General features: G+C 69.0%; 29 protein-coding genes and 1 pseudogene. 17 read left to right on the forward strand and 13 right to left on the reverse strand.

Translation table 11 applies throughout. From position 1 onward, the window contains the following. Nucleotides 1-268: pseudogene (locus N415_RS02895) on the forward strand (hypothetical protein); the annotation flags it as partial. 6 nt (nucleotides 269-274) lie between these two features. Here the strand turns inward: N415_RS02895 and N415_RS02900 are convergent. From N415_RS02900 to N415_RS02930, 7 genes are all read right to left on the reverse strand, one after another. Next, nucleotides 275-1,000 (reverse strand): DUF72 domain-containing protein, encoded by a 726-nt coding sequence (locus N415_RS02900; RefSeq protein WP_068177054.1) that lies wholly within the window; start codon nucleotides 998-1,000, stop codon nucleotides 275-277. A gap of 7 nt (nucleotides 1,001-1,007) precedes the next feature. Next, nucleotides 1,008-1,643 (reverse strand): endonuclease, encoded by a 636-nt coding sequence (locus N415_RS02905; RefSeq protein ID WP_068177056.1) that lies wholly within the window; start codon nucleotides 1,641-1,643, stop codon nucleotides 1,008-1,010. Between the two features lie 43 nt (nucleotides 1,644-1,686). After that, complete coding sequence (locus tag N415_RS02910) at nucleotides 1,687-2,019, reverse strand: TfoX/Sxy family protein (protein WP_068177058.1); 333 nt, start codon at nucleotides 2,017-2,019, stop codon at nucleotides 1,687-1,689. Between the two features lie 111 nt (nucleotides 2,020-2,130). Continuing rightward, the gene (locus N415_RS02915; protein WP_068177060.1) at nucleotides 2,131-2,520 is read right to left on the reverse strand and encodes a nitroreductase family deazaflavin-dependent oxidoreductase; all 390 of its coding nucleotides are present in this window, start codon (nucleotides 2,518-2,520) and stop codon (nucleotides 2,131-2,133) included. Nucleotides 2,521-2,617: 97 nt separating this feature from the next. Continuing rightward, nucleotides 2,618-3,109, reverse strand: a complete 492-nt coding sequence (locus N415_RS02920) for a hypothetical protein (protein WP_068177062.1) — start codon at nucleotides 3,107-3,109, stop codon at nucleotides 2,618-2,620. A 217-nt stretch (nucleotides 3,110-3,326) separates the two neighbouring features. Then, nucleotides 3,327-5,639, reverse strand: a complete 2,313-nt coding sequence (lon, locus tag N415_RS02925; RefSeq protein ID WP_068177064.1) for an endopeptidase La — start codon at nucleotides 5,637-5,639, stop codon at nucleotides 3,327-3,329. A gap of 115 nt (nucleotides 5,640-5,754) precedes the next feature. Then, complete coding sequence (locus N415_RS02930; RefSeq protein ID WP_152531223.1) at nucleotides 5,755-6,999, reverse strand: alpha-hydroxy acid oxidase; 1,245 nt, start codon at nucleotides 6,997-6,999, stop codon at nucleotides 5,755-5,757. Nucleotides 7,000-7,015: 16 nt separating this feature from the next. Between N415_RS02930 and N415_RS02935 the strand changes: the two genes are divergently transcribed. Continuing rightward, the gene (locus N415_RS02935; RefSeq protein ID WP_068177070.1) at nucleotides 7,016-7,441 is read left to right on the forward strand and encodes a DUF1810 domain-containing protein; all 426 of its coding nucleotides are present in this window, start codon (nucleotides 7,016-7,018) and stop codon (nucleotides 7,439-7,441) included. Here N415_RS02935 and N415_RS02940 read toward each other — a convergent pair. Genes N415_RS02940 through N415_RS02950 form a run of 3 tightly spaced genes read right to left on the reverse strand, consistent with a single transcriptional unit; the run spans nucleotide 7,427 to nucleotide 9,851 of the window. After that, nucleotides 7,427-8,713 (reverse strand): alpha-amylase family protein, encoded by a 1,287-nt coding sequence (locus N415_RS02940; protein ID WP_068177073.1) that lies wholly within the window; start codon nucleotides 8,711-8,713, stop codon nucleotides 7,427-7,429. The genes N415_RS02935 and N415_RS02940 overlap by 15 nt on opposite strands. Before the next feature lie 3 nt (nucleotides 8,714-8,716). Continuing rightward, nucleotides 8,717-9,253 carry an alkyl hydroperoxide reductase gene (locus N415_RS02945; protein ID WP_068107691.1) on the reverse strand — a complete coding sequence of 179 codons (537 nt, stop codon included), beginning with the start codon at nucleotides 9,251-9,253 and terminating at the stop codon, nucleotides 8,717-8,719. A 10-nt stretch (nucleotides 9,254-9,263) separates the two neighbouring features. Then, nucleotides 9,264-9,851, reverse strand: coding sequence for a peroxiredoxin (locus N415_RS02950; RefSeq protein ID WP_068177074.1), 588 nt, complete (start codon nucleotides 9,849-9,851; stop codon nucleotides 9,264-9,266). Nucleotides 9,852-9,952: 101 nt separating this feature from the next. Between N415_RS02950 and N415_RS02955 the strand changes: the two genes are divergently transcribed. From N415_RS02955 to N415_RS02970, 4 genes are read left to right on the forward strand one after another with little or no spacing between them, the layout of a single operon-like run. Further along, the gene (locus tag N415_RS02955; RefSeq protein ID WP_068177077.1) at nucleotides 9,953-10,897 is read left to right on the forward strand and encodes a hydrogen peroxide-inducible genes activator; all 945 of its coding nucleotides are present in this window, start codon (nucleotides 9,953-9,955) and stop codon (nucleotides 10,895-10,897) included. A gap of 26 nt (nucleotides 10,898-10,923) precedes the next feature. Then, nucleotides 10,924-11,625, forward strand: a complete 702-nt coding sequence (locus N415_RS02960) for an EthD domain-containing protein (RefSeq protein WP_068177079.1) — start codon at nucleotides 10,924-10,926, stop codon at nucleotides 11,623-11,625. 8 nt (nucleotides 11,626-11,633) lie between these two features. Continuing rightward, entirely contained in the window at nucleotides 11,634-12,077 is a 444-nt protein-coding gene (locus N415_RS02965; protein WP_068177081.1) for a TIGR03618 family F420-dependent PPOX class oxidoreductase, read from the forward strand. Between the two features lie 22 nt (nucleotides 12,078-12,099). Next, nucleotides 12,100-12,849: an enoyl-CoA hydratase-related protein gene (locus tag N415_RS02970; RefSeq protein WP_068177083.1), complete on the forward strand. Its 750-nt coding sequence runs from the start codon at nucleotides 12,100-12,102 to the stop codon at nucleotides 12,847-12,849. Nucleotides 12,850-12,853: 4 nt separating this feature from the next. Here the strand turns inward: N415_RS02970 and N415_RS02975 are convergent, their stop codons facing one another. Beyond that, the gene (locus N415_RS02975) at nucleotides 12,854-13,033 is read right to left on the reverse strand and encodes a (2Fe-2S)-binding protein (protein ID WP_067154578.1); all 180 of its coding nucleotides are present in this window, start codon (nucleotides 13,031-13,033) and stop codon (nucleotides 12,854-12,856) included. 239 nt (nucleotides 13,034-13,272) lie between these two features. Here N415_RS02975 and bfr point away from each other — a divergent pair, with 239 nt between their 5' ends. The 9 genes from bfr to N415_RS03020 all read left to right on the forward strand — a co-directional run bounded on the left by bfr (nucleotide 13,273) and on the right by N415_RS03020 (nucleotide 21,531). Then, complete coding sequence (gene bfr, locus N415_RS02980) at nucleotides 13,273-13,752, forward strand: bacterioferritin (RefSeq protein ID WP_067154673.1); 480 nt, start codon at nucleotides 13,273-13,275, stop codon at nucleotides 13,750-13,752. A gap of 77 nt (nucleotides 13,753-13,829) precedes the next feature. Next, a complete protein-coding gene (locus N415_RS02985; RefSeq protein WP_068177085.1) occupies nucleotides 13,830-15,926 on the forward strand; it encodes an MDR family MFS transporter in 2,097 nt (698 codons plus the stop codon). Beyond that, complete coding sequence (locus N415_RS02990; RefSeq protein ID WP_067154583.1) at nucleotides 15,923-16,417, forward strand: carboxymuconolactone decarboxylase family protein; 495 nt, start codon at nucleotides 15,923-15,925, stop codon at nucleotides 16,415-16,417. The genes N415_RS02985 and N415_RS02990 overlap by 4 nt, the downstream gene beginning before the upstream one ends. Nucleotides 16,418-16,517: 100 nt before the next feature. Next, the gene (locus N415_RS02995) at nucleotides 16,518-17,399 is read left to right on the forward strand and encodes a TIGR03854 family LLM class F420-dependent oxidoreductase (protein WP_068177087.1); all 882 of its coding nucleotides are present in this window, start codon (nucleotides 16,518-16,520) and stop codon (nucleotides 17,397-17,399) included. 22 nt (nucleotides 17,400-17,421) lie between these two features. Continuing rightward, a complete protein-coding gene (locus N415_RS03000) occupies nucleotides 17,422-18,774 on the forward strand; it encodes a glutamine synthetase family protein (protein WP_068177089.1) in 1,353 nt (450 codons plus the stop codon). After that, nucleotides 18,771-19,871, forward strand: coding sequence for an amidohydrolase family protein (locus N415_RS03005; protein WP_068177091.1), 1,101 nt, complete (start codon nucleotides 18,771-18,773; stop codon nucleotides 19,869-19,871). The genes N415_RS03000 and N415_RS03005 overlap by 4 nt, the downstream gene beginning before the upstream one ends. Before the next feature lie 30 nt (nucleotides 19,872-19,901). Beyond that, nucleotides 19,902-20,735, forward strand: coding sequence for a lysophospholipid acyltransferase family protein (locus tag N415_RS03010; RefSeq protein ID WP_068177093.1), 834 nt, complete (start codon nucleotides 19,902-19,904; stop codon nucleotides 20,733-20,735). Further along, the gene (locus N415_RS03015) at nucleotides 20,735-21,169 is read left to right on the forward strand and encodes an SRPBCC family protein (protein WP_068177095.1); all 435 of its coding nucleotides are present in this window, start codon (nucleotides 20,735-20,737) and stop codon (nucleotides 21,167-21,169) included. The genes N415_RS03010 and N415_RS03015 overlap by 1 nt, the downstream gene beginning before the upstream one ends. Before the next feature lie 170 nt (nucleotides 21,170-21,339). Continuing rightward, entirely contained in the window at nucleotides 21,340-21,531 is a 192-nt protein-coding gene (locus tag N415_RS03020; protein WP_068177097.1) for a hypothetical protein, read from the forward strand. 30 nt (nucleotides 21,532-21,561) lie between these two features. Here N415_RS03020 and N415_RS03025 read toward each other — a convergent pair whose 3' ends face one another. Next, nucleotides 21,562-22,902, reverse strand: coding sequence for a phenylacetate--CoA ligase family protein (locus N415_RS03025; protein WP_068177134.1), 1,341 nt, complete (start codon nucleotides 22,900-22,902; stop codon nucleotides 21,562-21,564). Nucleotides 22,903-23,019: 117 nt separating this feature from the next. Here N415_RS03025 and N415_RS33175 point away from each other — a divergent pair, with 117 nt between their 5' ends. Beyond that, nucleotides 23,020-24,408, forward strand: a complete 1,389-nt coding sequence (locus tag N415_RS33175) for a PPE family protein (protein WP_152531220.1) — start codon at nucleotides 23,020-23,022, stop codon at nucleotides 24,406-24,408. Continuing rightward, nucleotides 24,405-25,781, forward strand: coding sequence for a PPE family protein (locus N415_RS03035; RefSeq protein ID WP_068177101.1), 1,377 nt, complete (start codon nucleotides 24,405-24,407; stop codon nucleotides 25,779-25,781). The genes N415_RS33175 and N415_RS03035 overlap by 4 nt, the downstream gene beginning before the upstream one ends. Here N415_RS03035 and N415_RS03040 read toward each other — a convergent pair. Next, nucleotides 25,778-26,539 carry a ubiquinone/menaquinone biosynthesis methyltransferase gene (locus N415_RS03040; protein WP_068177104.1) on the reverse strand — a complete coding sequence of 254 codons (762 nt, stop codon included), beginning with the start codon at nucleotides 26,537-26,539 and terminating at the stop codon, nucleotides 25,778-25,780. The two genes, N415_RS03035 and N415_RS03040, sit on opposite strands and share 4 nt — an antisense overlap. Nucleotides 26,540-26,568: the final 29 nt, after the last annotated feature.

Consider the following 26,568-nt stretch of genomic DNA (forward strand, 5'->3'; position numbering starts at 1 on the left):
CGAGCTGGCCCACGACACCACCCTGCGGTTCACCAATGAGCTGCGGATGACGTTGCGCGAGTTGGGATCCCGGCGCGTCGCGGCGGACATCCTCGACGCCGCCGACGACGTCTACTACCTCACCTGCGACGAACTATTCACCATGCCGGCCGACGCGCGGCTACGGGTCAAGCGCCGCCGGGCCGAACGGGAGCGGTTGCAGGCCCAACGACCGCCCGACGTCATCGACGGGCGCTGGACGCCCGTCGGCCAGGGCGGCGACACCTGAGCCACATCAACCCAGCAGCCCGCGCAAGAACAGCGCGTTGCGTACCGCGTGGCCGCCCAGGTCGTTGTTGAAATACATCCACACGTCCCTGCCGTCACGGTCCCATTCGGTGATCTGGTCGGCCCAGCGCCGCAGCTGCTCGTGCGAGTAGCAGCCCGCGTAGATCGCGTCCTGGTCCGGGCCGTGCATGCGGATGTACACCAGATCGGTGGTGGCGCGCGGCACGCACGCCAGCCCGGCGCCGCTCATCACCACGTAGGCGGCGCGGCGGCGTTCCAGCAACTCGTATACGGCCGGGTCGTTCCAGGACGGATGGCGCAGCTCGACGGCCACCCGGATGGGCTCGGGCACACTGGCCAGGAAGGCATCCAGCCGCGCGTCGTCGCGCTGCTGCTCGGGGTGCAGTTGGACGAGCAGCACCCCGCGGCGGTCGCCCAGTAACTGCCAGCAGCGCTCGAACCGCTCGATCCACGGCTCCGGGGACGACAGCCGGCGATAGTGCGTCAGCCCGCGATGCGCCTTGACCGACATCCTGAACCCGTCGGGCAGCTGATCGCGCCAACCGGCGAACGTCGAATCCTTCGGCCAGCGATAGAAACTCGCGTTCAGCTCGACGGTGTCGAAGACCTCCACGTAGCGGGCCAACCGTCGCGCCGACGGCAAACCTGTCGGGTAGAGCACATCCGCCCAATGGTTGTAAGACCATCCGGAGGTGCCGATCCGGACGGTCAACGCCGGCTCATCCGGCCACCTGCCGGCGCACGTCGTCGTCGAGTGATGCCCGCACAAGCGCGGCTGCCAGCCGCGCGTTGGCCCGAGGAGCGAGGGCGCCCAGCTTCGCAGGCTGAGCCGGCAGACCCAACCGCCTGGCCGCCGCGGTGGCGCGGCCGTCGAAGTAGGGCCGCACCCAGGGCCAGACGTCTTGCACTTCGCGCAGGTAGATATCTGCGCCGGTGTCGCCAATTCCCTTGAAACTCTTCAGCATCCGTTTCGCCGTGGCGACGTCCTGGCGGCAGCTTTCGGCCATTTCCCGCAGGTCGCCGTGGTACTCGTCGCGGACCCGCACGGCGATGTCGGTGAGTCGGGTGGCCGAACTCTCGTCGTAGCGCACGTAGTGGGCGCGGCCGAACGCGCTGATCATGGTGCGCCGGTCGGATGCCAGGACGGCCTTGGGGGAGCGCAGGCCCGCCTTGAACAATTCACGGCCGGCGCTCATCGCGACGGCGGCGTCGATCGGCTTGCTGGCGAGCATGCACAACACCAGCAACTGGAACAGCGGCATCGGCTTGTCGTGGATCTTGACGCCGGCCTCGGCCGCATACGTCGTGCCGGCCACCTTCAGCAGCCGCCGCACCACTTCGTCGCGCTTGTCCACACCGGACCGCTTACCCGAACCACCCTCGAGCAAACCGCGGCACTCACTTCGGGGGCAGGCCGCGGGCGTAGCCGACGCCCTTGGCGACCCAATCCTGCAGCTGCCGTTTCGTTCCCACGCCGCCGGCGTCGACGCGCAGCCAGCCGCGCGCCTCCCGGCCCGCCATCACCATGGGCCCGACGTGGGCACGCTTGAGCAGTTTGTCGGTCTCCTCCGGCGGTACCCGCACCAGCAGCCCGCCCTGTCCGCTGGCGGCCACGGACATGTTGCCGTTGATCAGGAACGCCAGACCACCGAACATTCGCTTTTCCTCGACGCCGCGCTCGGAGCCGAGCAGTTCGCGGATCCGGTTGGCCAGGTCTTCGTCGTAGGCCATGGGCCGACCATAGCCCCGGGGTCCGACAGGCACCGAGCCTGTAAATTTGCAGGCCTTCACTCGCATTTTCGCTGCGCAATTACAGGCTCGGCGAATGATCGGCTTTCGGCGTCAGTTCAGGTCGATCCGAATGGTCAGCAGGTCGCTGCCCATCAGCCGCACCACCGCGCTGTTGAGCCGCGGCAAGTCGCCCAGCCGCCGCAGCGGGTCATCTTCGGACAGCAGATGGGCCGTCCCGCTGCGCCACTGGCCGCCGATTCGCACCCGAACCGCGGGATTGGCCTTGATGTTGCGGACATAGTCCGAATGCTCGCCGTGCTCGGAAACCATCCAGAACTGGTTATCGACCACGCGGCCGCCGACGGCCGTCCGGCGAGGCTGACCAGTCTTGCGCCCGGTGGTTTCGAGGATGACCCCCGGCATGTTCCGGCCTACCGGGTTCACCAGCAGTCTCTGGATGCGATGGACCACTTGCCGTTTCAGGTTCCGAACGTCGGTCATAGGCTGCGATTCTGCCGCATGCGCGACACCCACTAACGCGGAACAGCCGCCCCCTTTCGGGGGCGGCCGCCCGCATTCGGGTTTTCAGGTCCCGGTTTTAGCGGGGGGTTCCGACGGTGCCGCCGCCGTTGACCTGGCCGCCGGCGTTGCCCGCGGGGGTGTACGCCTGGAAACCGGCCGACGTGTTGACGCCCCACTGGCCCAGGTCCGGGTTGAACACGACCGGAAGCTGGGTGCCGTCGGGGTCACCGACTGGCGGAGCCCAGGTGGCCGGCAGTCCGTAACGGCCCGGGTCGTTGTAGTGCCCCGGCGGCGGGAAGCCGTTCTGGCCCGGGGGAAGCGGGCTGCCGGGCGCGTTGCAGTTCACGCCGGGCGCACCGGGGTTACAAATCGGCTGCCCGGGCAGCGGCTGGCCCGGAGCCGGCAGGTCGCGGTCCCCGCCCGGCACGTTCGGCCCGGGCACGTTGGGGCCCGGCCCCGGCACGTTCGGGCCGGGATCGGCGAGCGCGAAACCGGCGCCCAACCCGAGCGCCGCGGACCCGAGGCCACCGGCCATCGCGGCGGTGGCGGCGATCTTGGTGAGATTCATGTGAACTCCTTGTCCAGCTTGGCTGCGACGCACGCAGCGCAACAGCATTGACGGTGTTGTTCAGTTATTTCCCCAAGCACCGGGTTTGGGCCGAGGGACAGGGGATGACCCCCTGGTCCCTCGGCTACCCGAGTCGGCCGAGCCGAAAACACTCTCGGGCCGATTCATTGGCAGCAGACTCCCAGGTTTATGACAAGCTCCTGGCAGCCACGGCCCCCTAGGCGGCGACGGTCGCGGGCTGCGGCGCGGGTTCGAGCGCCTGCGCGACGATCTCCGCGACGTCCGTCATCGGCTTGACGTCCAGCGCGTCGAGCACCTCGGCGGGCACGTCATCCAGATCGGGCTCGTTGCGAGACGGGATGAAAACCGTTGACAGACCGGCACGCTGGGCGGCCAGCAGCTTCTGCTTCACGCCGCCGATCGGCAGCACCCGGCCGTTCAGCGTGACCTCGCCGGTCATGCCGACATCGCTGCGCACCTGGCGGCCGGTGGCCATCGACACCAGCGCGGTGACCATCGTCACACCGGCCGACGGGCCGTCCTTGGGCACCGCGCCGGCGGGCACGTGCACGTGGATGCGCCGGTCCAGCGCCTTCGGGTCAATGCCGAGCTCCGCGGCGTGTGAGCGCACGTAGGACAGCGCGATCTGCGCCGATTCCTTCATCACGTCGCCCAACTGGCCGGTCAGCTGCAAACCCGGTTCGCCGTCGGTCGCCCCGGCCTCGATGTAGAGGACGTCGCCGCCCAGCCCAGTCACAGCCAGGCCGGTGGCCACCCCGGGCACCGCCGTGCGCTCGGCCGACTCGGGGGTGAACCGCGGACGGCCCAGGTAACCAACCAGATCGGGCTCGTCGATCGTGACCGGTTCGTCGGCGATCTTGGTCGTCACCTTGCGCAGCGCCTTGGCCAGCAGCCGCTCGAACTGCCGAACCCCCGGCTCGCGGGTGTAATCCGCGGCGATCTTGCGCAGCGCGGCGTCGGTGACGGTGACCTCGTCGTCGTTCAGCGCCGCCCGCTCCCGCTGCCGGGGCAGCAGGTAGTCGCGGGCGATGGCGACCTTGTCGTCCTCGGTGTATCCGTCGATCTGCACCAGCTCCATGCGGTCCAGCAGGGCCGACGGGATGTTCTCGATCACGTTGGCCGTGGCCAGGAACACCACATCCGACAGGTCCAGGTCCAGATCCAGGTAGTGGTCGCGGAACGTGTGGTTCTGCGCCGGGTCGAGCACCTCGAGCAGCGCCGCGCTCGGGTCGCCGCGGTAGTCGGAACCGACCTTGTCGATCTCGTCCAGCAGCACAACGGGATTCATCGATCCCGCCTCGCCGATCGCCCGCACGATCCGGCCCGGCAGCGCGCCCACGTAGGTGCGCCGGTGCCCGCGGATCTCGGCCTCGTCCCGCACACCGCCCAGGGCGACGCGCACGAACTTGCGGCCCAAAGCCCGGGCCACACTCTCGCCGAGCGACGTCTTGCCGACGCCGGGGGGACCGGCCAGCACCATCACGGCGCCGGAGCCGCGCCCGCCGACGACCTGCAGCCCGCGCTGCGCGCGGCGCGTGCGCACGGCCAGGTATTCGACAATGCGGTCCTTGACGTCGTCCAGCCCGTGGTGGTCGGCGTCCAACACCGCCCGCGCCGCCGTCAGGTCGGTCGAGTCCTCGGTCCGCACGTTCCACGGCAGGTCGAGCACGGTGTCCAGCCAGGTGCGGATCCAGCCGCTCTCGGGGCTCTGGTCGCTGGAGCGTTCCAGCTTGCCGACCTCGCGCAGCGCGGCCTCGCGCACCTTCTCGGGCAGGTCGGCGGCCTCGACGCGGGCCCGATAGTCGTCGGATCCGTCGGGCTCGCCCTCGCCCAGTTCCTTGCGGATGGCCGCCAGCTGCTGGCGCAGCAGGAACTCCTTCTGCGTCTTCTCCATGCCGTCGCGGACGTCCTCGGCGATCTTCTCGTTGACCTCGACCTCGGCCAAGTGCGAACTGGTCCAGTCGATGAGCACGCGCAGCCGCTCGGCCACGTCCACCGTCTCGAGCAGCTGGCGCTTCTGCACGTCGGTGAGGTAGGACGCATACCCGGACGTGTCCGCCAGCGCCGACGGGTCGGTCAGGCTGTTGACGTAGTCGACGATCTGCCAGGCCTCGCGGCGCTGCAGCATGGCCAGCAGCAGCTTCTTGTATTCCGCCGCCAGGGCCTTGATCTCGTCGGTCGCCGGTGTTTCGGGCGCCTCGGTCACCTCGACCCACAGCGCGGCGCCGGGCCCGGATGCGCCCGCCCCGATGTGCGCCCTGCGCTCGCCGCGCACGACGGCCGCGGTGCCACCACCGGCGATCCGGCCGACTTGCAGAATCTTCGCGATCACACCGTGGGTGGGGTAGCGGTCGTCCAGCCGGGGCGCGATCAGCAGCTGCCCCGATTCGCTCGCCTGTGCGGCGTCGATCGCCGCCCGGGCGGCGTCGTCCAGGGCGATCGGGACCACCATTCCGGGCAACACGATCGTCCCGGTGAACAAGACCGGAACAGACTTGGCTTCAGCCATTAGGGTCCTCCAAAAGTTGAGTCTGCTGCGCTTAACCCAGCCGAGCGCGGGTTTGTTCCCGGCCAATGCGGCCGTCACGCTGGCGCGAGGCTGGACCTCGACCGTCACGCTGGCGTTACGCTGGCGGCGAAATTGGCCCTAGCCGCCGCAGCTGCGTCACGTGCTTGGGCGAAAGCTCCTCAAGGCAGGTGGCGCCCAGCAGCGCCATGGTCCGCGTTATCCCGCTCTGCAGGATCTCGATCGCGCGGGTCACACCCGCCTCACCGCCGGCCATCAGCCCGTACAGGTAGGCCCGCCCGACCAGCGTGCACCGCGCGCCCAGCGCGATCGCCGCGACGATGTCGGCGCCGGACATGATGCCGGTGTCGACCAGGATCTCGGTGTGCTTGCCCAGCTCGCGGGCGACGGTGGGCAGCAGGTGAAAGGGCACCGGGGCCCGATCCAGTTGGCGCCCACCGTGATTGGACAGCACGATGCCGTCGACGCCGCGATCCACCACCGCGCGGGCGTCGTCGAGCGTCTGAATCCCCTTGACGACCAGCATGCCGGGCCATTGGGCCTTGATCCATTCCAGGTCATCAAAGGTCAGGCTCGGGTCGAACATCGTGCTGAGGTACTCGCCGACGGTGCCCGACCAGCGATCCAGCGACGCGAAGGCCAGCGGCTCGGTGGTCAGCAGGTCGAACCACCACTTCGGGTGCGGCACCGCGTCCAGCACGGTGCGCAGCGTCAGCGTCGGCGGGATCGTCATGCCGTTGCGGTTGTCGCGCAGCCGCGCGCCCGCGACCGGGACGTCGACGGTGGCCAGCAGGGTGTCGAATCCCGCGTCGGCCGCGCGCTTCACCAGCGCCATCGAGCGGTCGCGGTCGCGCCACATGTAGAGCTGAAACCACTTGCGTCCCTCGGGAACAGCGGTCACCAAGTCTTCGATCGCCGTGGTACCAAGCGTGGAGAGCGAGAACGGGATCCCCGCCCGCGCGGCCGCCCGCGCGCCGGCGATTTCGCCCTCGGTGTGCATCAACCGGGTGAATCCGGTCGGCGCGATCCCGAACGGCAGCACCACCGGCTGGCCCAGAACGTCCCATCCGGCGGTCACGTTGGAGACGTCGCGCAGGATGGTCGGGTGAAACTCGATGTCGCGGAAGGCCTGTCGGGCCCGCGCGATGGACAGCTCGTCGTCGGCCGCCCCGTCGGTGTAGTCGAACGCCGCCCTGGGGGTGCGCCGTTTTGCGATGCGACGCAGGTCCTCGATGGTGAACGCGGCGGCCAGGCGGCGCTTGGTCGCGTCGAACTGCGGTCGTTTGAACTGCATCAGCGGCGCCAGATCGCGCACCTTGGGCACTCGTCGCTTGACCACAATGTGCAACGGTAGTCGCATGGATCCCTTCGACCTGAAGCGCTTCATGGACGCGCAGGCCCCGGTGTACCGCGACGTCGTCGACGAGCTGCGCGCCGGCCGGAAGCGCAGCCACTGGATGTGGTTCGTCTTCCCGCAGCTGCGCGGCCTGGGCAGCAGCCCGACGGCGTTGCACTACGGCATCTCCTCGCTCGAGGAGGCCCGCGCATACCTGGAGCACGAGGTGCTCGGGCCGCGATTGCGCGAGTGCACCCGGCTGGTCAACGCGGTGCAGGGACGTTCCGCGGCGCAGATCTTCGGTTCGCCCGACGAGCTCAAGCTGCGCTCGTCGATGACGCTGTTCGCGAAGGCAACCGACGACAACGAGGAGTTCGTCGCGCTGCTCGACAAGTACTACGGCGGCGAGCAGGACCAGCTGACGCTGGCGCGCCTAGGCCGGGCTTAGGATCCGCCAGCCGTGCGGCTCGACAACCACCGCGTCGAGCACCTCCGGTGGTGGCGCCGAGGATCCCGCGACGACCTGTGCGCGCGCCCGGCCCGCCTCCGACAGCGCGACGCGCATCGGCTCCTCGCCGATGTTGAGCGCGACCAGCAGCGCGTTCTCACCGTTGCGCGTCTCGTAGACGTAGTGCCGGTTTTCCAGCCGCAACGCGGTCGTCGATGCCGCGTGCAGCCACGGGTGACGACGGCGCAACCCGACCAGGAACTGATGCAACGCCCACATCTGGGCACCGAACGCATCCAAATTTAGTGGGGGAGTATCGAACTCGGGGCGCACCGCGTCGTCGCCACCGTACCGCTCCTCCTTGACGCCGCGGAATCCGAGCTCGTCGCCCGCGTACACGCTGGGCACCCCGCCGACGGTCAGCAGGATCACCAGCGCGTGGGCCACGTGCTCGGGCCGGTCGAGCCGGCTGGCGATTCGGGTGACGTCGTGATTGCCGATGAACGTCAGCGGGGCGAAGGTTTCCAGGAACGCGTCGTGCCGCTGCAGCGCCCAGTCCAGCTCGAAGAAGTTGCCGTCGTTGAGGCTGCTCCAGATCGCCTTCCACAGCTCGTACTGGGTTGCGGAGTCGAACGTCGCAGCCTCGACCACCGCGGCGTAGTCGCCGTGGATGAGCTCGCCAACGAACCACGCGTCCGGGTACCGCTCGCGCACCCGCGGCAGCGTCGACGCCCAGAATTGTTGCGGCACAATGTAGGCCGCGTCGAGGCGCCAGCCGTCCGCGCCGCGCCCCAGCCAGTGCGCCATCACGTCGACGGTGTAGTCGATGACCTCGGGGCTGTCGTGGTTGAGCGTGATGAGCTCGGAGTGACCCTCGAACGTCCCTCCGCTGAACCAGCCGGGCGCCGCTTCCCGATAGCGCGGGAAGTCCACGCCGACGTGGTTGAACACGCCGTCGAGCAGGACGCGCAGCCCACGGCGGTGGGCCTCCGCGACGAGGTGGTCAAAGTCGCCGTCGTCGCCCAGTCGGGGATCGATCCGGTAGTGATCGGTGGTGTCGTAACCGTGTGTGCGCGAGGCGAAGATCGGCCCGAGCGCGATCCCCGACGCCCCCAACGCGATGGCATGGTCGAGCCAGTCGACGAGCCGCCGCAGCCGATGTTGGTCCGGCTGCGGCGGCTCCGACTCCGATGCCTGAGGAAACGCGCCGACGAATCCCAGTGGATAGACCTGCCACCAGATGGCGTGCTCTACCCAGGCTGGTGTCGTCACGGGTCAGCCGACGGCGGCCAGCGTCTGGGAGGCGACGATCGCTTGGGCCACACCGGCGACGATCGCCGCGGCCTTCAGCGCCTCGAGGATGGCCTCGCGGTCCACGCCCGCCTCGCGCAGCGTGTGCTCGTGGGCGACCACGCAGTGCGAACACCCGTTGATCGACGACACCGCGAACGACCAGAGCTCGAAATTCGCCTTGTCCACACCCGGATTGGCGATGATGTTCATCCGCAACCCGGGCCGAAGGTCGTCGTACTGGCCATCCAGGAAGCCGCGGCCCCGGTAGAAGACGTTGTTCATGCCCATGATCGACGCGGCGCCCAATGCGGCCTGGTAGGCCTCTGCCGACAGGTAGTCGCCCGCCTCGGCGCCAATCTCGGCCAGCACCTGGGTGTTTCGGGTGGCCGCGGCGCTGGCCAGCAGCGTGCCCCAGAGCTGTTCCTCGGTCAACACGGTGCTACGCGTGATCGAGCCCAGGTTGAGCTTGAGGTCCTTGGCGTACTCGGGCAGCGCGGCCTTGAGGTTCTCGACGCTCATCTCGCCCCCCTTATGCCGATGCCTTGAGCAGTTCGCCCGCGTCGATGGTCGGGTCGCCCTTGCGCCAGTTGCAGGCGCACAGCTCGTCGGACTGCAACGCGTCCAGGACTCGCAGCACCTCGTCGACATTACGCCCCACGGATCCGGCGGTCGCCGAGACGAATTGGATTTCGTTATTCGGATCGACGATGAAGGTGACCCGGTCGGCGACGCCGTCGGCGTTCAGCACGCCGGTGGCCAGCGAAAGCTCCCGCTTGATGTCCGAGAGCATCGGGAAGGGCAGCTTCTTGAGGTCTTCGTGCTGCGCGCGCCACTGGAAGTGCACGAACTCACTGTCGATCGAGACGCCGAGCACCTGCGCGTCGCGGTCCTCAAATTCGTCGTTGAGCTTGCCGAACGCGGCGATCTCCGTCGGGCACACAAAGGTGAAGTCCTTGGGCCAGAAGAAGATAATGCGCCACTTGCCGTCGTGGTCCTCGTTGGTGATGGTGGTGAAGTAGTCGCCGGGCTGCTTGGCGTCGACCTTCGACAGGTCACCGCCGATCAACGCCGTGAGCTGGTAGGCGGGGAATTGGTCGCCGATGGTCAGCAGGGACATATCGCTCCTTAACTGGAATTATTCAAGATTAGCCGTCTGTCACCATCTTGCCGCCCCGCAGATTTGAAGTAAAGGTGATATATCACACTATACTTATGGGTATGCCCGATAAGACCTATCAGCCGACCGTCGCCGGCCTTCGCGCGTTCGTCGCGGTGGCCGAGAAGCAGCATTTCAGCAGCGCCGCAACGAGTCTCGGCGTAAGCCAGTCGACGCTGTCGCAGGCGCTCGCCGCGCTGGAGGCGGGGCTGGGCACCCAACTGATCGAAAGATCCACCCGGCGTGTCTTCTTGACGACGGAGGGAACCCAACTCCTGCCCCGCGCCCAGGCCGTGGTCGAGGCCGTCGACGCGTTCAGCGCCGCCGCCGCGGGCGCCGCCGACCCGCTGCAGGCCGACCTGCGGCTGGGGCTGATTCCCACCGTGGCGCCCTACGTGCTGCCGACGGTGCTGGCCGGGCTGGCCGAGCAACTGCCGTCGCTGACGTTGCGGGTGATCGAGGACCAGACCGAGCGGCTGCTCAGGCTGCTGCGCGAGGGGGCGCTGGACGCGGCGCTGATCGCATTGCCGGCCTCCGACGTGCCGGGCGCCGGGATGACCGCCGTCGGAATCTACGACGAGGACTTCGTGCTCGCGCTGCCGCCGGGGCACCCGCTGTCGGGCAAGCGTCGGGTGCCCGCCACCGCGCTGGCCGAGCTGCCGCTGCTGTTGCTGGACGAAGGGCACTGCCTGCGCGACCAGGCGCTGGACGTCTGCCAGAAGGCGGGCGTGCGGGCGGAGCTGGCCAACACCCGCGCCGCGTCGCTGGCCACCGCGGTGCAGTGCGTGACCGGCGGGTTGGGGGTGACGCTCATCCCGCAGACCGCGGTGCCGGTCGAGGCCGCCAGGAGCCGGCTCGGACTCGCGCAGTTCGCCGCGCCGCGCCCCGGGCGGCGAATCGGGCTGGTGTTTCGCTCCTCGAGCGGCCGCGACGAGTCCTACCGGAAACTGGCCGCGATGATCGGGAAACTGATCGGCCAGGAACACCAGGTAAGCCCGGTCAAATAGTGGCGCGCCGGCGGTAAGTTCGGCGCATGGAAAAAGTGATCGCGGTGCTGATGCGCCCGGAGCCGGACGACGACTGGTGTGCCCGGCAGCGGGGCCACGTCGCCGACGCGCTGTTGGAACTGGGGCTGTTCGGGCTGCAGGTGAACGTCCGTGACAGCGCGGTGCGTCACTCGCTGATGACGCTGACGACGATGGACCCGCCGGCGGCCGCGGTGGTGAGCATGTGGACCCAGCAGTGTTATGGCGACCAGATGCAGGCGGCGTTCAAATTCCTCGCCCAGGAATGCGACCAGGTCGCCGCCTACCTGGTGACGGAGTCGGTTCCGCTCGCCGCGCCGCCAACCGAACCAGGTTGCCGGACAACGGGTCTGGCCAACATCGCGTTGTTGCGCCGCCCCGCGCAGCTGGACCAGGCGACCTGGCTGGCCCGGTGGCAGGGCGACCACACCTCGGTGGCCATCGAGACGCAGTCGACGTTCGGCTATACCCAGAACTGGGTGGTGCGTGCCCTCACCCCGGACGCGCCGGGAATCGCGGGCATCGTCGAGGAGTTGTTTCCCGAGGAGGCGATCACCGACCTGAAGGCGTTCTTCGGTGCCGCCGACGATGACGACCTGCAACACCGGCTCGGCCGGATGGTCGCCAGCACAACTGCATTCGGCGCCAACGAGAACATCGACACGGTGCCGACGAGCCGCTACGTGTTCAGAACACCATTCCGGGATTGAGGATCGCCATGACAACACTCGACGAGGCGGTGGCCCTGGCCAAGGGCGAAAGCGGTCTGGCCGTGGTCTCGACGGTTCGCGCCGACGGCACCGTGCAGGCTTCGCTGGTCAACGTCGGGCTGTTGCCGCACCCGGCCACTGATGAGCCGTCGCTGGCTTTCACCACCTACGGCAAGGTCAAGCTCGCCAACCTGCGGGCCCGCCCACCACTGGCCGTCACGTTCAAGAACGGCTGGCAGTGGGCCACCGTCGAGGGGAGCGCGGAGCTGGCCGGCCCGGACGACGCGCCGCCCTGGCTCAAAGACGCCGACCAGCTTCGGCTGTTGCTGCGCGAGGTCTTCACCGCCGCCGGCGGCACCCACGACGACTGGGACGAGTACGACCGCGTCATGGCCAAGGAGCGTCGCGCGGTCGTGCTCATCGCGCCGACCCGCGTCTACAGCAACGGCTGAACCCACCCGCTAGGCTGCAGCCGTGACGCTGCAGATCGACGACATGAACCGGGTGCGGACCCTCACGCTGAACCGGCCCGAGGCGCTCAACGCGTTCAACGAAGCCCTCTACGACGCGACGGCGGAGGCATTGCTGGCGGCCGCCGACGATCCTGAGGTCGCCGTCGTCCTGCTGACCGGCGCGGGCCGCGGGTTCAGCGCGGGCACCGACCTCGCCGAGATGCAGGCCCGCATCACCGATCCGGGCTTCACCCCCGGAAAGCACGGCTTCCCCGGCCTGATCGACGCGCTCGCCGCGTTCCCCAAGCCGCTGATCTGCGCCGTCAATGGCGTCGGCGTGGGGATCGGCGCGACCATCCTCGGGTTCGCAGACCTCGCCTTCATGTCCTCGACGGCGCGGCTGAAGTGCCCCTTCACCAGCCTGGGCGTGGCCCCCGAGGCGGCCTCGTCCTACCTGCTGCCGCAGCTGGTGGGCCGGCAAAACGCCGCGTGGCTGTTGATGTCCTCGGAGTGGGTCGACGCCGCGGAGGCGTTGCGGATGGGTCTGGTCTGGCGGGTCTGCGACCCGGGCCGGCTATTACCCACAGCCCGTCGTTACGCCGAAGTCCTTGCGGCCCGGCCCATTTCGAGCCTGATGGCCGTCAAGCACACGATGATGGAACCCGTCCGCCCCGAGATCGCCGCGGCGAGCGCGCGCGAGAACGCTCACTTCGCCGAGCTGATGGGCGCCCAGGCCAACGCCGCGGCGCTGGCGGACTTCAACAAGCGCTAACCGGCTACTGAGCGGGCTCGAATTGGCGCGACGCGGCGATGATCGCGCGCAGGGTGCGCCGGCACCGTCCGCAGTCGCCCCCGGCGCCGCACGCCTCGGCGACCTCTTTGGACGTCGAGGCGCCGCGCGCGACGACGTCGGAGACGGTCTGGTTGGTGGCTCCCACGCACAGGCACACGTACATCAGCGCACCCCTCGGGCGCGGGCGTAAGCCGAGCGAACAAGCCGCATGTTAGTGAAGTCTACCCTAAGTAGGTTAGCGACGCCTAACCCCGTCTCCGTGACTCACGCGACACACTGAGCACAGCCATACCTTCCTGGAAGATTCCAATTCGGCATGGCAAAGTGCTGCTAGCGCCCGGTGTTTCAGCCCAGCCCGCCGCCGCGGCGAGACGTGACAGCCCTCCGACGCTAGGAGTGACCATGCAAGGTGATCCGGACGTTCTGCGCCTGCTCAACGAGCAGCTGACCAGCGAACTCACCGCGATCAACCAGTACTTCCTGCACTCCAAGATGCAGGACAACTGGGGCTTCACCGAGCTGGCCGAGAAGACCCGCGAAGAGTCGTTCGACGAGATGCGGCACGCGGAGGAGATCACCGATCGCATCCTGCTGCTCGACGGCTTGCCGAACTACCAGCGCCTCTTCTCGCTGCGCGTCGGCCAGACGCTGCGCGAGCAGTTCGAGGCCGACCTGGCCATCGAATACGAGGTGATGGAGCGGCTCAAGCCCGGAATCATCATGTGTCGGGAAAAACAGGACAGCACCAGCGCCATCCTGCTGGAGAAGATCGTGGCCGACGAGGAAAAGCACATCGACTACCTGGAAACGCAGCTGGAGTTGATGGAAAAGCTCGGCGAGGAGCTGTACTCGGCGCAGTGCGTGTCGCGGCCACCGAGCTGAGCCCGTCGAGGCAACGCTTGGTTGCCATCGGTTAACCCTGGGCACTCATAGGCATCGAACGCCCAGGGAAGGCAGGCATGACGAGCACGACACCGGCGGCGGTTCCGGCCCGCCAGGCTGACCAGTCCACGCCCGGGGAAGTCGCGGTCAATCCGCAGCGGCGGAATTTCATCTTCATCGCGGTCCTGCTCGGCATGCTCATGGCGGCACTGGACCAGACCATCGTCGCGACCGCGCTGCCGACCATCGTCGCCAATCTTGGCGGAGCGGGCCATCAATCGTGGGTCGTCACCAGCTACCTGCTGGCCTCGACCATCATGACCGCCCTCGTCGGCAAGTTCGGAGACCTGTTCGGCCGCAAGCGGGTTTTCCAGGCGGCCGTGGTGTTCTTCGTCACCGGGTCGGTGCTCTGCGGGCTCTCGACCTCGATGGGCATGCTGGTCGCGGCGCGCGCGCTGCAGGGCATCGGTGGCGGCGGGCTCATGGTGACCGCCATGGCGTTGATCGGCGAGGTGATCCCGCTGCGGGATCGTGGCCGCTACCAGGGCGCGATGGGCGCGGTGTTCGGCGTGACAACGGTGATCGGCCCATTGCTCGGCGGGTACTTCACCGACCACCTCAGCTGGCGCTGGGCCTTCTGGATCAACGTGCCGATCTCGATCGTGGTCTTCTTCGTGGCGGCCGCCGCCATCCCGGCGCTGTCCGAACGCAGCAAACCAGTCATCGACTACGTCGGGATCGTCTTCGTCGGTCTGGGCGCCTCGGGGCTGACGCTGGCCACCAGCTGGGGCGGCACCACATATCCATGGGGCTCGGCGACGATCATCGGGCTGTTCGCCGGCTCCGCCGTGGCCCTCGCGATCTTCGTCTGGGTGGAAAGCCGTGTCGCCGCGCCCATCCTGCCGACGCGGCTGTTCGCCAGCCCGGTGTTCACGGTGTGCTGTGTGCTGTCCTTCGTGGTCGGGTTCGCGATGCTGGGCGCCCTGACGTTCCTGCCCACCTACATGCAGTTCGTCGACGGTGTCTCCGCCACCACGTCGGGCCTGCGCACGCTGCCGATGGTGGTGGGAATGCTGACCACCTCGATGGGCAGCGGCATCCTGGTCGGGCGCACGGGCAAATACAAGGTCTTTCCCGTCGCCGGCACCGCGGTGATGGCGTTCGCGTTCTTCCTGATGTCCCGAATGGAGCCGTCGACGTCGGCGTGGCTGCAGTCGCTGTTCCTGGTCATCCTCGGGGCGGGGATCGGGATGTGCATGCAGACGCTGGTCCTCATCGTGCAGAACACCTCCAGCTTCGACGACCTCGGGGTCGCCACCTCCGGCGTGACTTTCTTCCGGACGATCGGAAGTTCCTTCGGCGCAGCGATATTCGGTTCGCTGTTCACCAACTTCCTGCACGGCCGGATCGGTCCCGCCCTGGCCGCCGCGCGCGCCCCGGCCGCCGCGGCCGCTTCGCCGGAGGCCCTGCACCGGCTGCCCCACGACATGGCCGCGCCCATAGTGCGGGCCTACGCCGACTCACTCACCCAGGTGTTCCTGTGGGCGGTCCCGGTCGCGCTGGTCGGCTTCGTCGTAGCGATGTTTCTGCGCCAGGTGCCGTTGCGCGGCATCGGCAACAAGCGGGGCGACATCGGCGAGGCGTTCGCCATGCCGACCAGCCAGACGCCCGACGACATGCTGGAGGCCGCGATCGGCCGCCTGCTGCGGGGCGTTCCGGGCATGCGACTGCGCAGCATCGCAATGCGACCCGATTGCCGGCTCGACGTCGCCGGGTTGTGGGGCGTCCTGCGCATCAACCGCTACGGGCAGATGTACGGCGTCGCCCGGCTCACCGACATGGCCGACTACCTGCGGATCCCGTTCGAGGTGCTGGAGCCCACCTTCTCCCGCCTGGTCGCCACCGGTTACGCGCGCGGCGAGGGCGACGAATTGTGGCTGACCCCGGCCGGGGCGCAGCAGGTCGAATACGTGCACTCGCTGCTGGTGGCCTGGCTGGTCGACAAGCTGGAACGCTCGCCCGGGTTCGAGGGCCGGCCCGACCGGCGACAGGTGCAGGCCGCGCTCGGACGCGTCGCGCATCGAGTTCTGGCCCAACGCGATTGGGACAACGAGACGCCGACGGTAGCCATGAACGCGCTAGGCCAGGGGGCTGGGCGTACCATCACGCCATGAGCCGAATCGGAACGTTCGCCGACGACGACATCTATGGCTGGGCCGCGAAGTCTCCGGACCTCGGCGGCGCGATCGCCAACTTCAGCCAGGCGGTCTACACCAAGAACCGGCTGCCAATGCGCACCCGCGAGCTGGCCCGGACCGTCATCGCCCACGACAACGAATGCACCGTGTGCATGAACACCCGCGACGCGGACGGCCCCGCCGCCGGCGTGGACGAGGAGCTGTACGAGCATGCGCTCGAGTGGCGTACCTGGCCGGGGTACAGCGAGCAGGAGCGACTGGCCGCGGAGTTCGCGCACCGCTTCGGCACCGAGCACACCAAGTTGCGCGACGACGAGGACTTCTGGGCCCGCGCCAACGAGCACTTCACCGAGGAGCTGCTCGCCGACCTCGCCATGTCCTGCGCCCTGTGGGTGGGCATGGGCCGGATGCTCCGCACCCTCGACATCGGCCAGGCCTGCAAGCTGACCCTGCCCAGCCGCGCGTAGCCGCCGCGACACTGCAACGTCTGCGACGACACGCCGGGGACCGTCGCAGCCAGTTAAGTTTGGCGGGCACAAACCGGCACGCAAGCCTGTTGCGATACCTGTGAAGATTCGCTTCGGCGTGGGGCTGGGACTGGACACCGCCCCGGACCGGCTCGCAGGCATCGTCGATCATTTGGAGAGCAGCGGGGTCGACTCGCTGTGGTTCTCCGAGCTGGTCTACTCCCCGGCGGTCGATCCGGTGGTCGGCATGGCCTACGCGCTGGCCCGCACGACCCGGTTGAAGGTGGGCACGTCGGTGGCCGTGCTGCCGGGGCGGCACCCGGTGTTGGTGGCCAAGCAGCTGGCGTCGCTGGCGGCCGTCGCGCCCAAGCGCGTCCTGCCCGTCTTCGGACTGCGTTCGGCGATTCCGGCCGAGCGGGAGGTGTTCGTGGTCCCCGACGGCGAACGCGCGGCCGTGTTCGACGAGGCGCTGCGGGTGCTGCGCGCGGCGCTGGTCGACGACGCCGCCACCTATAACGGCCGGTATTTCACCGTGAGCGGGGCCGCCGTCGCCCCGCGGCCGGTGCCGCCGCTGGACATCTGGCTCGGCGGCTCGGCGCCGGCGGCGTTTCGGCGCATCGGCGCGCTGGCCGACGGGTGGCTGGGCAGCTTCCTCACCCCGGCCGAGGCGCGCGCGGGACGCGAGGCGATCGAGCGGGCCGCCGCGGAAGCCGGCCGGCGCATCGAGCCCGACCACTACGGCATCTCGCTGGCCGTCGCGGACGGCGAGTTGTCCCCGGAGCTGGCGGCGGCGGCCCGGCGGCGGCGCCCCGAACTCGATCCCGGCGAGCTGATCGCCGCCGACTGGGACCAACTGCACCGCCAACTCGACGGCTACGTCGACGCCGGGCTGACCAAATTCGTCATCCGGCCGGCGGGCAAGGCGCCGCTCGAGGACTTCCTTGATCGCTTCGCCACCGAGTTGATCCCGCGCCAGAACTGAGCGAGTTGCCACAATGGCTGCCATGACAGCCACCCCGCTCGCCGCCGCCGCGATCGCACAGCTGGAGGGGGAAGGCGTCGACACGGTCATCGGCAGCGTCGTGAACCCCGCCGGTCTCACGCACGCCAAGACCGTCCCGATCCGGCGCACCAACACCTTCGCCGATCCCGGCCTGGGCGCCAGCCCCTCCTGGCACGGCTTCACGATCGACCAGAGCGGCATCGCGTTCACCGACGACGTCGGGGTGGTCGGCGATCAGCGGCTGCGCATCGACCTGTCGGCCATGCGGATCGTCGGCGACGGGCTGGCCTGGGCGCCCGCCTCGTTCTTCGAGCAGGACGGCACACCCGTGCCGGCGTGCGCCCGGGGCACGCTGGGCCGGATCGAGGCCGCGCTCGCAGAAGCCGGCCTGCAGGCGATCGTGGGGCACGAGATCGAGTTCCTCCTGGTCGAACCCGACGGCGGCCGGCTGCCCGCCGCGCTGTGGGCGCAATACGGCCTGGCCGGCGTGCTCGAACACGAGGCCTTCATTCGCGACGTCAACGCGGCGGCGACGACGGCCGGTGTCGGCATCGAGCAGTTCCATCCGGAGTACGGCGCCAACCAGTTCGAGATCTCCTTGTCGCCGCTGGCGCCGGTGGCCGCCGCCGATCAGCTGGCGGTGACCCGGCTCATCATCGGCCGGGCCGCGCGCCGTCAGGGGCTGCGCGTCAGCATGTCACCGGCGCCGTTCGCCGGCAGCGTCGGATCCGGTGCGCACCAACACTTTTCCTTGACCGGCCCGGACGGGCCGCTGTTTTCCGACGGGCCCGGACGAGCGGGCATGACGGCGGCGGGGGAGAGCGCCGTCGCGGGGGTGATCGGTGGCTTGCCCGAAGCCCAGGGCATTCTCTGCGGATCCATCGTGTCCGGCCTGCGGATGCGGCCCGGGAACTGGGCCGGCGCGTACGCGTGCTGGGGGACCGAGAACCGGGAGGCGGCGGTGCGGTTCATCAAGGGTGGGTCCGCGAGCCCGCGCGGCGCCAACGTCGAGGTCAAGATCGTCGATCCGTCGGCCAACCCCTACCTGGCGACGGCGGCGATCCTCGGCCTGGCGCTCGACGGGATCAAGCGCCAGGCGCCGTTGCCGCCGGAGATTACCGTGGACCCGGCCAAGCTGTCCGAGTCGGAACGCGCCGACGCCGGTATCGTGCTTCTACCGGAAGCACAGCCGGAAGCCATTGCCGCGCTTGATGGTTCGGCCCTGCTGCGGGGCATCCTGGGCGACGCCGCGGTCGACATGGTGGTCGCGGTCCGCAGCCTCGAGCATGAGCGCTACGGCGACCTCGACGCCGAGCAGCTGACAGACAAGTTCCGGATGGCCTGGAGCCTGTGAACGCCTTGGCGGAGCACATCGATCAGGTGGCGCTGATCGACCAGCACGTCCACGGGTCCTGGTTGGCGGCGGGGGATCGGGGACGGTTCGAGAACGCCCTCAACGAGGCGAACATCGAACCGCTCGTCGACTCCGGCTTCGACTCCCAGCTCGGCTTCGCGGTGCGTGCCCACTGCGCCCCCATCCTCGGGCTGCCCAAACACGTTGACCCGCAGGCCTACTGGGAACGACGTCGGCAGCACACCGAAGCCGAGCTGGCGAGGCTGTTCCTGCCGGCCGCCAACGTGAGCGACTGGCTCGTCGACACCGGAATCGGCGCCGGGAACACGGCCGGCACCGCCGAGATGGCCGAGTGGTCGGGCAACCGCGCGCACGAGGTCGTCCGGCTCGAGCAGGTGGCCGAGCAGGCCGCGCAGGCGCCGGGCGACTACGCCTCGGCCTTCGAGGAGATCCTGCACCGGCGGGCGGCCACCGCCGTCGGCACCAAGTCCATCCTGGCCTACCGCGGCGGGTTCGGCGGCGACCTGAGCGAACCGTCCGCGGCCCAGGTCGCCGAGGCCGCGGCCCGCTGGCGCGACAGCGGCGGCACCCGGCTGACCGATCCGGTGCTGCTGCGATTCGGGCTGCACCAGGCGTTGCGGCTCGGCAAGCCCCTGCAATTCCACGTCGGCTTCGGCGACCGGGACTGCGACCTGCACCAGGCCAATCCGTTATTGCTGCTCGATTTCCTGCGGCAATCCGCAGCCACGCCGATCGTGCTGTTGCACTGCTATCCCTACGAGCGTGAGGCCGGCTACCTGGCGCAGGCCTTCAACAACGTCTACGTCGACGGCGGGCTGAGCGTGAACTACCTGGGTGCGCGGTCACCGTCGTTCCTCGCCCGGCTGCTGGAAATGGCGCCGTTCCGACGCATCCTGTACTCGTCGGACGGCTACGGCCCCGCGGAACTGCACTTCCTCGGTGCGGCTTTGTGGCGCAAGGGCATTCATCGCGTGCTGAGCGGATTCGTCGCCGATGGTGACTGGAGCCGCGACGAGGCGATCCGAGTGGTCGACCTGATCGCCCGCGACAACGCCGCCCGCATCTACCGCGTTTGACGCCCGGCGACACCGGGGTACACCGCCGTAATGGCGACCATGGGGGACGTCTTGGGGTGGGCCCGCAACCAGGTGGTGTCGCGGGTTCCCAAAGCCGACCTCGATCAGCGCGACCCCGACTACATCCGCGACCAGCTTCCGGGGACCTGGCTGCTGGCGTCGCTGTACTTTCGGGCCGACGTGCGGGGCTTGGACCGCATCCCGGCGGACGGGCCGGTGCTCCTGGTCGGCAACCACAGCGGCGGCAACGTGCCCCCGGACACCTTCGTGTTCACGCTCGCGTTCTGCTCGTACTTCGGCGTCGAGCGGCCCTTCTATCAGTTGGCGCACAACCTCGTCGTCTCCGCGCCCCCGCTGGGCTGGTTACGCAAGTTCGGCACCGTCGCCGCCAATCCCGAAAACGCCCGCCTGGCATTGGATTCCGGCGCGGCGCTGCTGGTCTATCCCGGCGGGGACTACGAGGTGTTCCGCCCGTCATGGGAGCGCCACAAGGTCGATTTCGGCGGGCGCAAGGGCTACGTGCGGCTGGCCCGGGAGGCCGGCGTGCCGATCGTGCCCGTCGCCAGCGTCGGCGGCCAGGAGAGCGCGCTGTTCCTCAACCGCGGACAGTGGCTGGCCAAGCTGCTGATGGCCGACAAGTTGCTGCGGCTCAAGAGCATCCCGATATCGCTGGCCCTGCCATGGGGCCTCAACATCAGCGACCTCGCGGGCCACATTCCGCTGCCGACGAAGATCGTCATCGAGGTGCAGCACCCGATCGAGGTCGACGGTGACGACGAGGCCGTGCACGACAAGGTGATGGCCAGCCTGCAGGGCGGCGTCGAACGCCTGGCCGCCGAGCGTCGATTCCCGGTGATCGGCTGATGCGCGTCGAACGCCGCTGTGTGATCAACACCGACCGCGACGCGGTCTGGAAGATCGTCAGCGATCCGGACTGCTACCCGTCGTTCATGACCAGCCTGGAGCGGTGGGAGTCGTCGAACGACATCGAACGCGGCCTCGGTGCGCGCTACACCGTGCACTGGAAGATCGGCTCGGTGCCGGTCGGCGGCCTGATCGAGATCGTCGAGTTCGACGACCGGCGCGACGTCGCGTGGGTGGGGATCACCGGGGTCAACCTGCGTGGGCGCATCCGGCTGCGCGACGCCGCCGACGGCAAGACCAAGGTGACGTTCCGGCTGTCCTACCAGGCGCCCGGCGGCCTGCTCGGCTACATCGCCGACCGGATCGCCGTACGTCAGGTCGGCCGCAACCTGTCCGAAACCCTGAAGTGCCTCAAGCGCCTGGCCGAGACGTAGCCGGGCGGAAACTGATGACGGGAGTTTTCACAATTGCCATTGTGAGTACGCTGCAGTGGCAACTACGCTTTCATTGACGAGTCGGGCCGCGTCGCAATCAAGATCAGGAACCAATGGGGAGGTTTGGGGGCGATGTTGTCCCGCACCACACCACTTGTAGTAGCCGTCTTATGTCTGTCGCGTCCCTGAGCCAGCGCCTAGGTGAGTTCGCCATCGAGTTGCGCCGGTTGGCCTACACGATGCCGAGCGGGCACGAGGACCCGCTGATCCACTTGAGCGAGCGGATGCTGTGCTATGCCAGGGAACAGGCCGCTGAACAGCCGCAGCTGCGCTCGAGTCGCGGCCAGTCGAACTTGGGGTAAGGGCTTTTCGGCGCCGTCGTCGCAGCAGCGCTAGAGCGGTATGAATCGCCGCAGCTTCGCGCTGCCCTGATGGCGCTGCAGGGTGTCGGCGGCCCGGATCGTGATAGCCGGCTCGGGCAACCCGTAGCGTCTCAGCGCGGCAACCAGCGCGGAACTCAGCGCCTCTCTGTCCGGGTCCCCGACGACCACGATGTCGGCCCCGGCCGCGGTCTGGGTGACCTGGTATTCGGATATCCGCGGATCGGTGCCCAGGACGTGACGAAACGCGATCGCCGGGATCGTCGTTGCACCGTAACGGAAGTCGTCGTCGCGGCGTCCGCCGATGTCGGCAACCCGAGCGAACGCGCTGCCGCAGGCGCACTCACCCGGCAGTGGCGTGACCTGGTCGCCGAGGTCATACCGGATGAAGGGGAACGTCCGGTTGGCGAGTCCGGTGGCGAGCGTGCGTGCGGCCGGCTGGTCGGGCCCCACCGGCCTGCCGTCGTCGTCGACCCGCTCCAGGACGACCTCGTCCTCGCAGACGTGCAGCCCCTGGCCGCGGGCGCAGCCGACCGCTTGCACCCCGATTTCCGTTGAGCCCCAGAGGTTGTGGATCGGCGCGCCCCACGCCTCGCGGATCGCCCGCCGGTCCTCGTCGAGCAACGGCTCGGAGTTGGTGCTGACGCGCACCGGCTCGATGCGAAGCTCGCCGGTGATCGCGGCGCGGGCGAGCCGCCCGATCACGGACGGGTAGCCCACCAGGTGGGTGGGGCGCGCGGCGGCCACCGCGGCAAGCACCTCCTCGAACGGGCCGCCGGCGGCGATCACGACGGTCTCCATGCCCGGGCCGGTCGGCACGTCGAACAGCGGCGTGCTGGCATGCGGCGGAACGCCGGCCTCCAGCACCGCGAGCCGCGTGCCGCGCGAAATCGTCTCGCCGCGTTGCTCTTCGCGCGCCTGGGTGCGCCACGCCAGACACGCCGCGGAGATGAAGAACTGCCAATCCCATACGTAAACGCCCCGCACGCCGCTGGACCCGCCTGAGCTGAAGACCTGCTCGTTGCCCGCGGTGTACGAAAACCATTGCTGCTCAGCGAGAATGCGTTCGGCGCGGCCTCGGTCGAGGCCGGGTGTCGTGACGATGCTGTCCCACTGTTCCTGGGCGTCCCGCTTGGTCATCATCGGAAGCGACGCCAGATCGGCGACCGAGGCGCGCGACGGGTCGATCCTGCGCAGCCGCCGCGCGTGAAACGGTGAGCGTTCGCGGGCGAAGGCGAGCAGGGATCGCAGCCGCAATTCCTGGTAGCGCTCGATGCGCTGACGGGACCAGTCCAGCCGCGCGATGTGGTCTTCCAGGGCAGCGCGCACCGCATTCAGATGCGCTGCCCGCATCCGTTCGTACTCCGCCCGTGACAAGCCGCCCTCCGCATCGTCGTCTCGATTTCTATCGTTCCGGGCCGAATAGCGCCATGCTTACCCGCGGGGCCAGTTAGCGAGGAGGTAATACTCGTGAATTTCGGGGCGTTGCCGCCGGAGGTCAACTCCGGTCGGATGTATATGGGAGCGGGTTCAGGCCCGTTGATGGTGGCCGCGTCGGCCTGGGACGGTTTGGCGGCGGCGATGAGTTCGGCGGCGAGCTCGTATCAGGCGACGATCCTGGAGCTCACCGGCGGGCGCTGGTTGGGCGCGTCGTCGGTGTCGATGGCCGAGGCGGCCTTCCCCTACGCGCAATGGATGAATACCACCGCCGCACAGGCCGAAGCGACCGCCAACCAGGCCCGATCGGCTGCCGCGGCGTACGAGGCGGCGTTCGCCGCCACGGTGCCGCCCGCGGTGGTCGCGGCCAACCGGGCGTTGCTCATGACGTTGGTGGCCACCAACGTCTTCGGCCAGAACACCGCGGCGATCGCGGCGGCCGAAGCTGATTACGGCGACATGTGGGCTCAAGACGCGGCCGCCATGTACGGCTACGCGGGCGCCGCAGCGACGGCAACGGCCTTGCCACCGTTCAGCACACCGGCGCCGAACACCAACCCCGCCGGGGAGAGCGCCCAGTCCGTCGCTGCGGCGGCGTCGTCGGCGCAAGCAACGACGTCACAGCCGCTGTCCGCCCTGTCGGCGGTGCCAAGCGCACTGAGAAGCCTCGCCGCGGGATCACCGTCGTTCGACCCGGTAACGTGGCTGATCGACCTGTTGAACAGCCCTCTGGGCGGCGCTCTCAACACCTTCAGCACCGCGGTGAGTATGCCCGTCAACAGCATCGGCAACAGCGGCTCGTTCTTGGCTGTCGACGCGATCTACTTTGTTGCCCCGCTGATCTCGGCGGCGTTTCCCGGGTTGGCACCGGTGGTGCCGACGGCGGGTGCGGTGCCGGCGGGCCTGGCGGCGTCGGAAGTGTCCAGGGTGACCGCGGGGGCGACGTCTACCCTGGCGGACTCGGTGCGCGGCGCCGACGTATCGGCGGCCCTGGGCCGGGCAGCTTCGGTCGGCGACCTCGTGGTGCCGCAGTCCTGGGGCAGCGCGGCACCCGAAATCCGGCTCGCCGCAAGGGGATTGCCGATGGCCGGGCCGGACGCGTTACCCCAAGCGGAGGCGGTCGGGCCGCCCGGCTGGTTCGGCGGCATTCCCCCGATCGGCAGCGTCGTCAACGCGCCCCGGGTTGGGGAAGGCCCTTCCACCTCCCGCGGCCGCCGCAAGGTGATCCCGGAGATCGCGACGGGCGGGAGTCTGCTGGCGAGCCAATCGGATTCGCGCACGACGCCGGCCCGGCGAGATGCAGAAGCCGAGTTGGGTGAACGCGAACGCCTCGAACTCAACGAGTTGCGCCAGGAGATGGCCGACCTCGCGATGGAGCGAGATGCGGTGGCCCGCTTGATCAAGGAGGCGATCCGGCCATGAGCATTTTTGATTTCGGGGCGTTGCCGCCGGAGATCAATTCCGGGCGGATGTATATGGGAGCGGGTTCGGGCCCCTTGGTGGCCGCCGCGTCGGCCTGGGACGGGCTCGCGGCCGAACTGGGCTCGGCGGTGAGTGGGTACCAGGCGGCCGTCTTGGCGCTCACCGGCGGACAGTGGTTGGGCGCGGCCTCGGGGTCGATGGCCGCGGCGGCATTTCCATTTGTGCAGTGGATGAATACCACCGCCGCACAGGCCGAAGCGACCGCCAACCAGGCCCGCTCGGCGGCCGCGGCGTACGAGGCGGCGTTCGCCGCCACGGTGCCACCGCCGGTGATCGCGGCCAACCGGGCGTTGCTCATGACGTTGGTGGCCACCAACATCTTCGGCCAAAACACTCCCGCCATCGCGGCCACCGAAGCCCAGTACATCGAGATGTGGGCTCAAGATGCCGCCGCCATGTACGGGTACGCCGGCGCCTCGGCGTCGGCGACGACCCTGACGCCGTTCAGCGCGCCGGCACAGAACACCGATCCGGGCGGGATCGCCGCCCAGGCCGCCGCGGTCGGTCAGGCGTCAGGCACGCCGGGCGCGTCGATCCAGTCGACGCTGTCGCAGCTGCTGAATGCGGTGCCCAACGCGCTGCAAGGGCTCGCCGCGGGTGGGCCGTCGCAGTGGCTGCTGGATCTGTTGAACAGCGCTCCGGTCCAGGCTTTCGAAGCCCTGATGTTTGGTACCTCGGGTTATCAAAACCTCTTCAGCACGGGAGCCTTTCTTGCCTCGGGAGTCTCGTTCCTGGTGGCGCCGTTTGAAAACCCGTGGATCCAATCGGCATTGGTTTTGTCGGCGCCCGCGGCGCCGGCGGTTGCGGCCTCCGACGTCTCCGGGGTGCCCGCGGGCACGGGGTCGACCCTGGCGGGCTCCGTGGGCGGCGCCGGCGCGTCGGCAGGCCGGGCGGCCTCGGTGGGCGGACTTTCGGTGCCGCAGTCCTGGGGCAGCGCAGCCCCCGAGATCCGGTTGGCCGCAAGCGCATTGCCGGTGGCGGGTGCCGCCTCGGCGCCGCAGGCCGGGGCGACCGATGCGCTGGGCGGGATGCCCGCGATCGGTCCGATCGGCAGCATCGTCAACGCGCCACGGAACGGCGCCGGTGCCTCCAACGCCCGCGGGCAGGCCCAGGCGGGAGGGGAGAAGGGCACAACCGAGCGCGCGCGGGCGCAGTGGCGGGGCTTCGACATGTTGACGCCGGACGCGCCGTCGCCGTTGAGCGAGCGCGAGGAGCTCATCGCGCTGCGCAAGGGGGTCGCCGACCTGACCCGGGAGCGCGATGTGCTCAAACGCTCGGCAACACTGTTGATCAAGGAGGCCCTGCAGCGCTAGGCCGAATCCGTTGCCGCCGTTGCTGTTAGCTCGGTCAGGAGGGCTTCGCGCACACCGAAGTGGACGGTTGCGAACCCGCTGCTGAGTGAGACGTAGCGGGCGTCGACGAAGCCCGATTCCCGCATTGCCTTGGCCAGCCCCTCCCGGGACAGCCAGGTGCGGATCGAATCGGATGTGTAGTGATGGGCGTCGCGGTGCCAGGCCACGGCCCAGCCCAGCGCCGGCATCAGCGCGAAGTAGAGCGCGTCGTGCAGGAGCGTCAGCACCTTCGAGTTCGGCTTGCTGAAGTCGAGGACCATCAACCGGCCGCCCGGCCGCAGGACGCGCCGGAATTCGCGCAGCGCCCGGCCGCGGTCCGCGACGTTGCGCAGCCCGAAGCTGATCGTGACCACGTCGAACGACGCGTCCGGGAACGGCAGGTCCATGGCGTCTGCCTCTTCAAATTCGACGCCGCCGAGGTGTCGGCCCCGCGCGACCGCAAGCATCGCCGCGCAGGAGTCGACCCCGACGACCTTGCCCTCCGGCCCGACGGCCGCCTCCTCCAGGAAGGCCAGGTCACCGGTCCCGGTCGCGACGTCCAGCACCCGTTCGCCCGGCCGCAGGGCACACAGCTCCATGGCTTGTCGCTTCCACAAGCGATGAAGGCCGAGGGTCCACAGATCGGTCATCACGTTGTAGCGCGAAGCCAGCGCGGAAAACAGCTCCTTGACGTAGCTGCTCTTGGCCTCATCGGACTCGTTCCACCGCCGGGTGATCATCGGATCTGCGCACCCCTTCCGATCGAGGT

The organism is Mycobacterium sp. UM_CSW (assembly GCF_000455205.1).
Classification (GTDB): domain Bacteria; phylum Actinomycetota; class Actinomycetes; order Mycobacteriales; family Mycobacteriaceae; genus Mycobacterium.

What these genes read in the sequence shown, in the direction of transcription:
- N415_RS03040 (WP_068177104.1), bottom strand. Translation starts at nt 26,539, where the DNA reads ATGATCACCCGGCGGTGGAACGAGTCCGATGAGGCCAAGAGCAGCTAC.
- N415_RS03035 (WP_068177101.1), top strand. Translation starts at nt 24,405, where the DNA reads ATGAGCATTTTTGATTTCGGGGCGTTGCCGCCGGAGATCAATTCCGGG.
- N415_RS02965 (WP_068177081.1), top strand. Translation starts at nt 11,634, where the DNA reads ATGACAACACTCGACGAGGCGGTGGCCCTGGCCAAGGGCGAAAGCGGT.
- N415_RS02955 (WP_068177077.1), top strand. Translation starts at nt 9,953, where the DNA reads ATGCCCGATAAGACCTATCAGCCGACCGTCGCCGGCCTTCGCGCGTTC.
- N415_RS03025 (WP_068177134.1), bottom strand. Translation starts at nt 22,902, where the DNA reads ATGCGGGCAGCGCATCTGAATGCGGTGCGCGCTGCCCTGGAAGACCAC.
- N415_RS02975 (WP_067154578.1), bottom strand. Translation starts at nt 13,033, where the DNA reads ATGTACGTGTGCCTGTGCGTGGGAGCCACCAACCAGACCGTCTCCGAC.
- N415_RS02985 (WP_068177085.1), top strand. Translation starts at nt 13,830, where the DNA reads ATGACGAGCACGACACCGGCGGCGGTTCCGGCCCGCCAGGCTGACCAG.
- N415_RS02915 (WP_068177060.1), bottom strand. Translation starts at nt 2,520, where the DNA reads ATGACCGACGTTCGGAACCTGAAACGGCAAGTGGTCCATCGCATCCAG.
- N415_RS02945 (WP_068107691.1), bottom strand. Translation starts at nt 9,253, where the DNA reads ATGAGCGTCGAGAACCTCAAGGCCGCGCTGCCCGAGTACGCCAAGGAC.
- bfr (WP_067154673.1), top strand. Translation starts at nt 13,273, where the DNA reads ATGCAAGGTGATCCGGACGTTCTGCGCCTGCTCAACGAGCAGCTGACC.
- N415_RS02910 (WP_068177058.1), bottom strand. Translation starts at nt 2,019, where the DNA reads ATGGCCTACGACGAAGACCTGGCCAACCGGATCCGCGAACTGCTCGGC.
- lon (WP_068177064.1), bottom strand. Translation starts at nt 5,639, where the DNA reads ATGGCTGAAGCCAAGTCTGTTCCGGTCTTGTTCACCGGGACGATCGTG.
- N415_RS02960 (WP_068177079.1), top strand. Translation starts at nt 10,924, where the DNA reads ATGGAAAAAGTGATCGCGGTGCTGATGCGCCCGGAGCCGGACGACGAC.
- N415_RS02920 (WP_068177062.1), bottom strand. Translation starts at nt 3,109, where the DNA reads ATGAATCTCACCAAGATCGCCGCCACCGCCGCGATGGCCGGTGGCCTC.
- N415_RS03010 (WP_068177093.1), top strand. Translation starts at nt 19,902, where the DNA reads ATGGCGACCATGGGGGACGTCTTGGGGTGGGCCCGCAACCAGGTGGTG.
- N415_RS02935 (WP_068177070.1), top strand. Translation starts at nt 7,016, where the DNA reads ATGGATCCCTTCGACCTGAAGCGCTTCATGGACGCGCAGGCCCCGGTG.
- N415_RS02990 (WP_067154583.1), top strand. Translation starts at nt 15,923, where the DNA reads ATGAGCCGAATCGGAACGTTCGCCGACGACGACATCTATGGCTGGGCC.
- N415_RS02950 (WP_068177074.1), bottom strand. Translation starts at nt 9,851, where the DNA reads ATGTCCCTGCTGACCATCGGCGACCAATTCCCCGCCTACCAGCTCACG.
- N415_RS03020 (WP_068177097.1), top strand. Translation starts at nt 21,340, where the DNA reads ATGTCTGTCGCGTCCCTGAGCCAGCGCCTAGGTGAGTTCGCCATCGAG.
- N415_RS03015 (WP_068177095.1), top strand. Translation starts at nt 20,735, where the DNA reads ATGCGCGTCGAACGCCGCTGTGTGATCAACACCGACCGCGACGCGGTC.
- N415_RS03000 (WP_068177089.1), top strand. Translation starts at nt 17,422, where the DNA reads ATGACAGCCACCCCGCTCGCCGCCGCCGCGATCGCACAGCTGGAGGGG.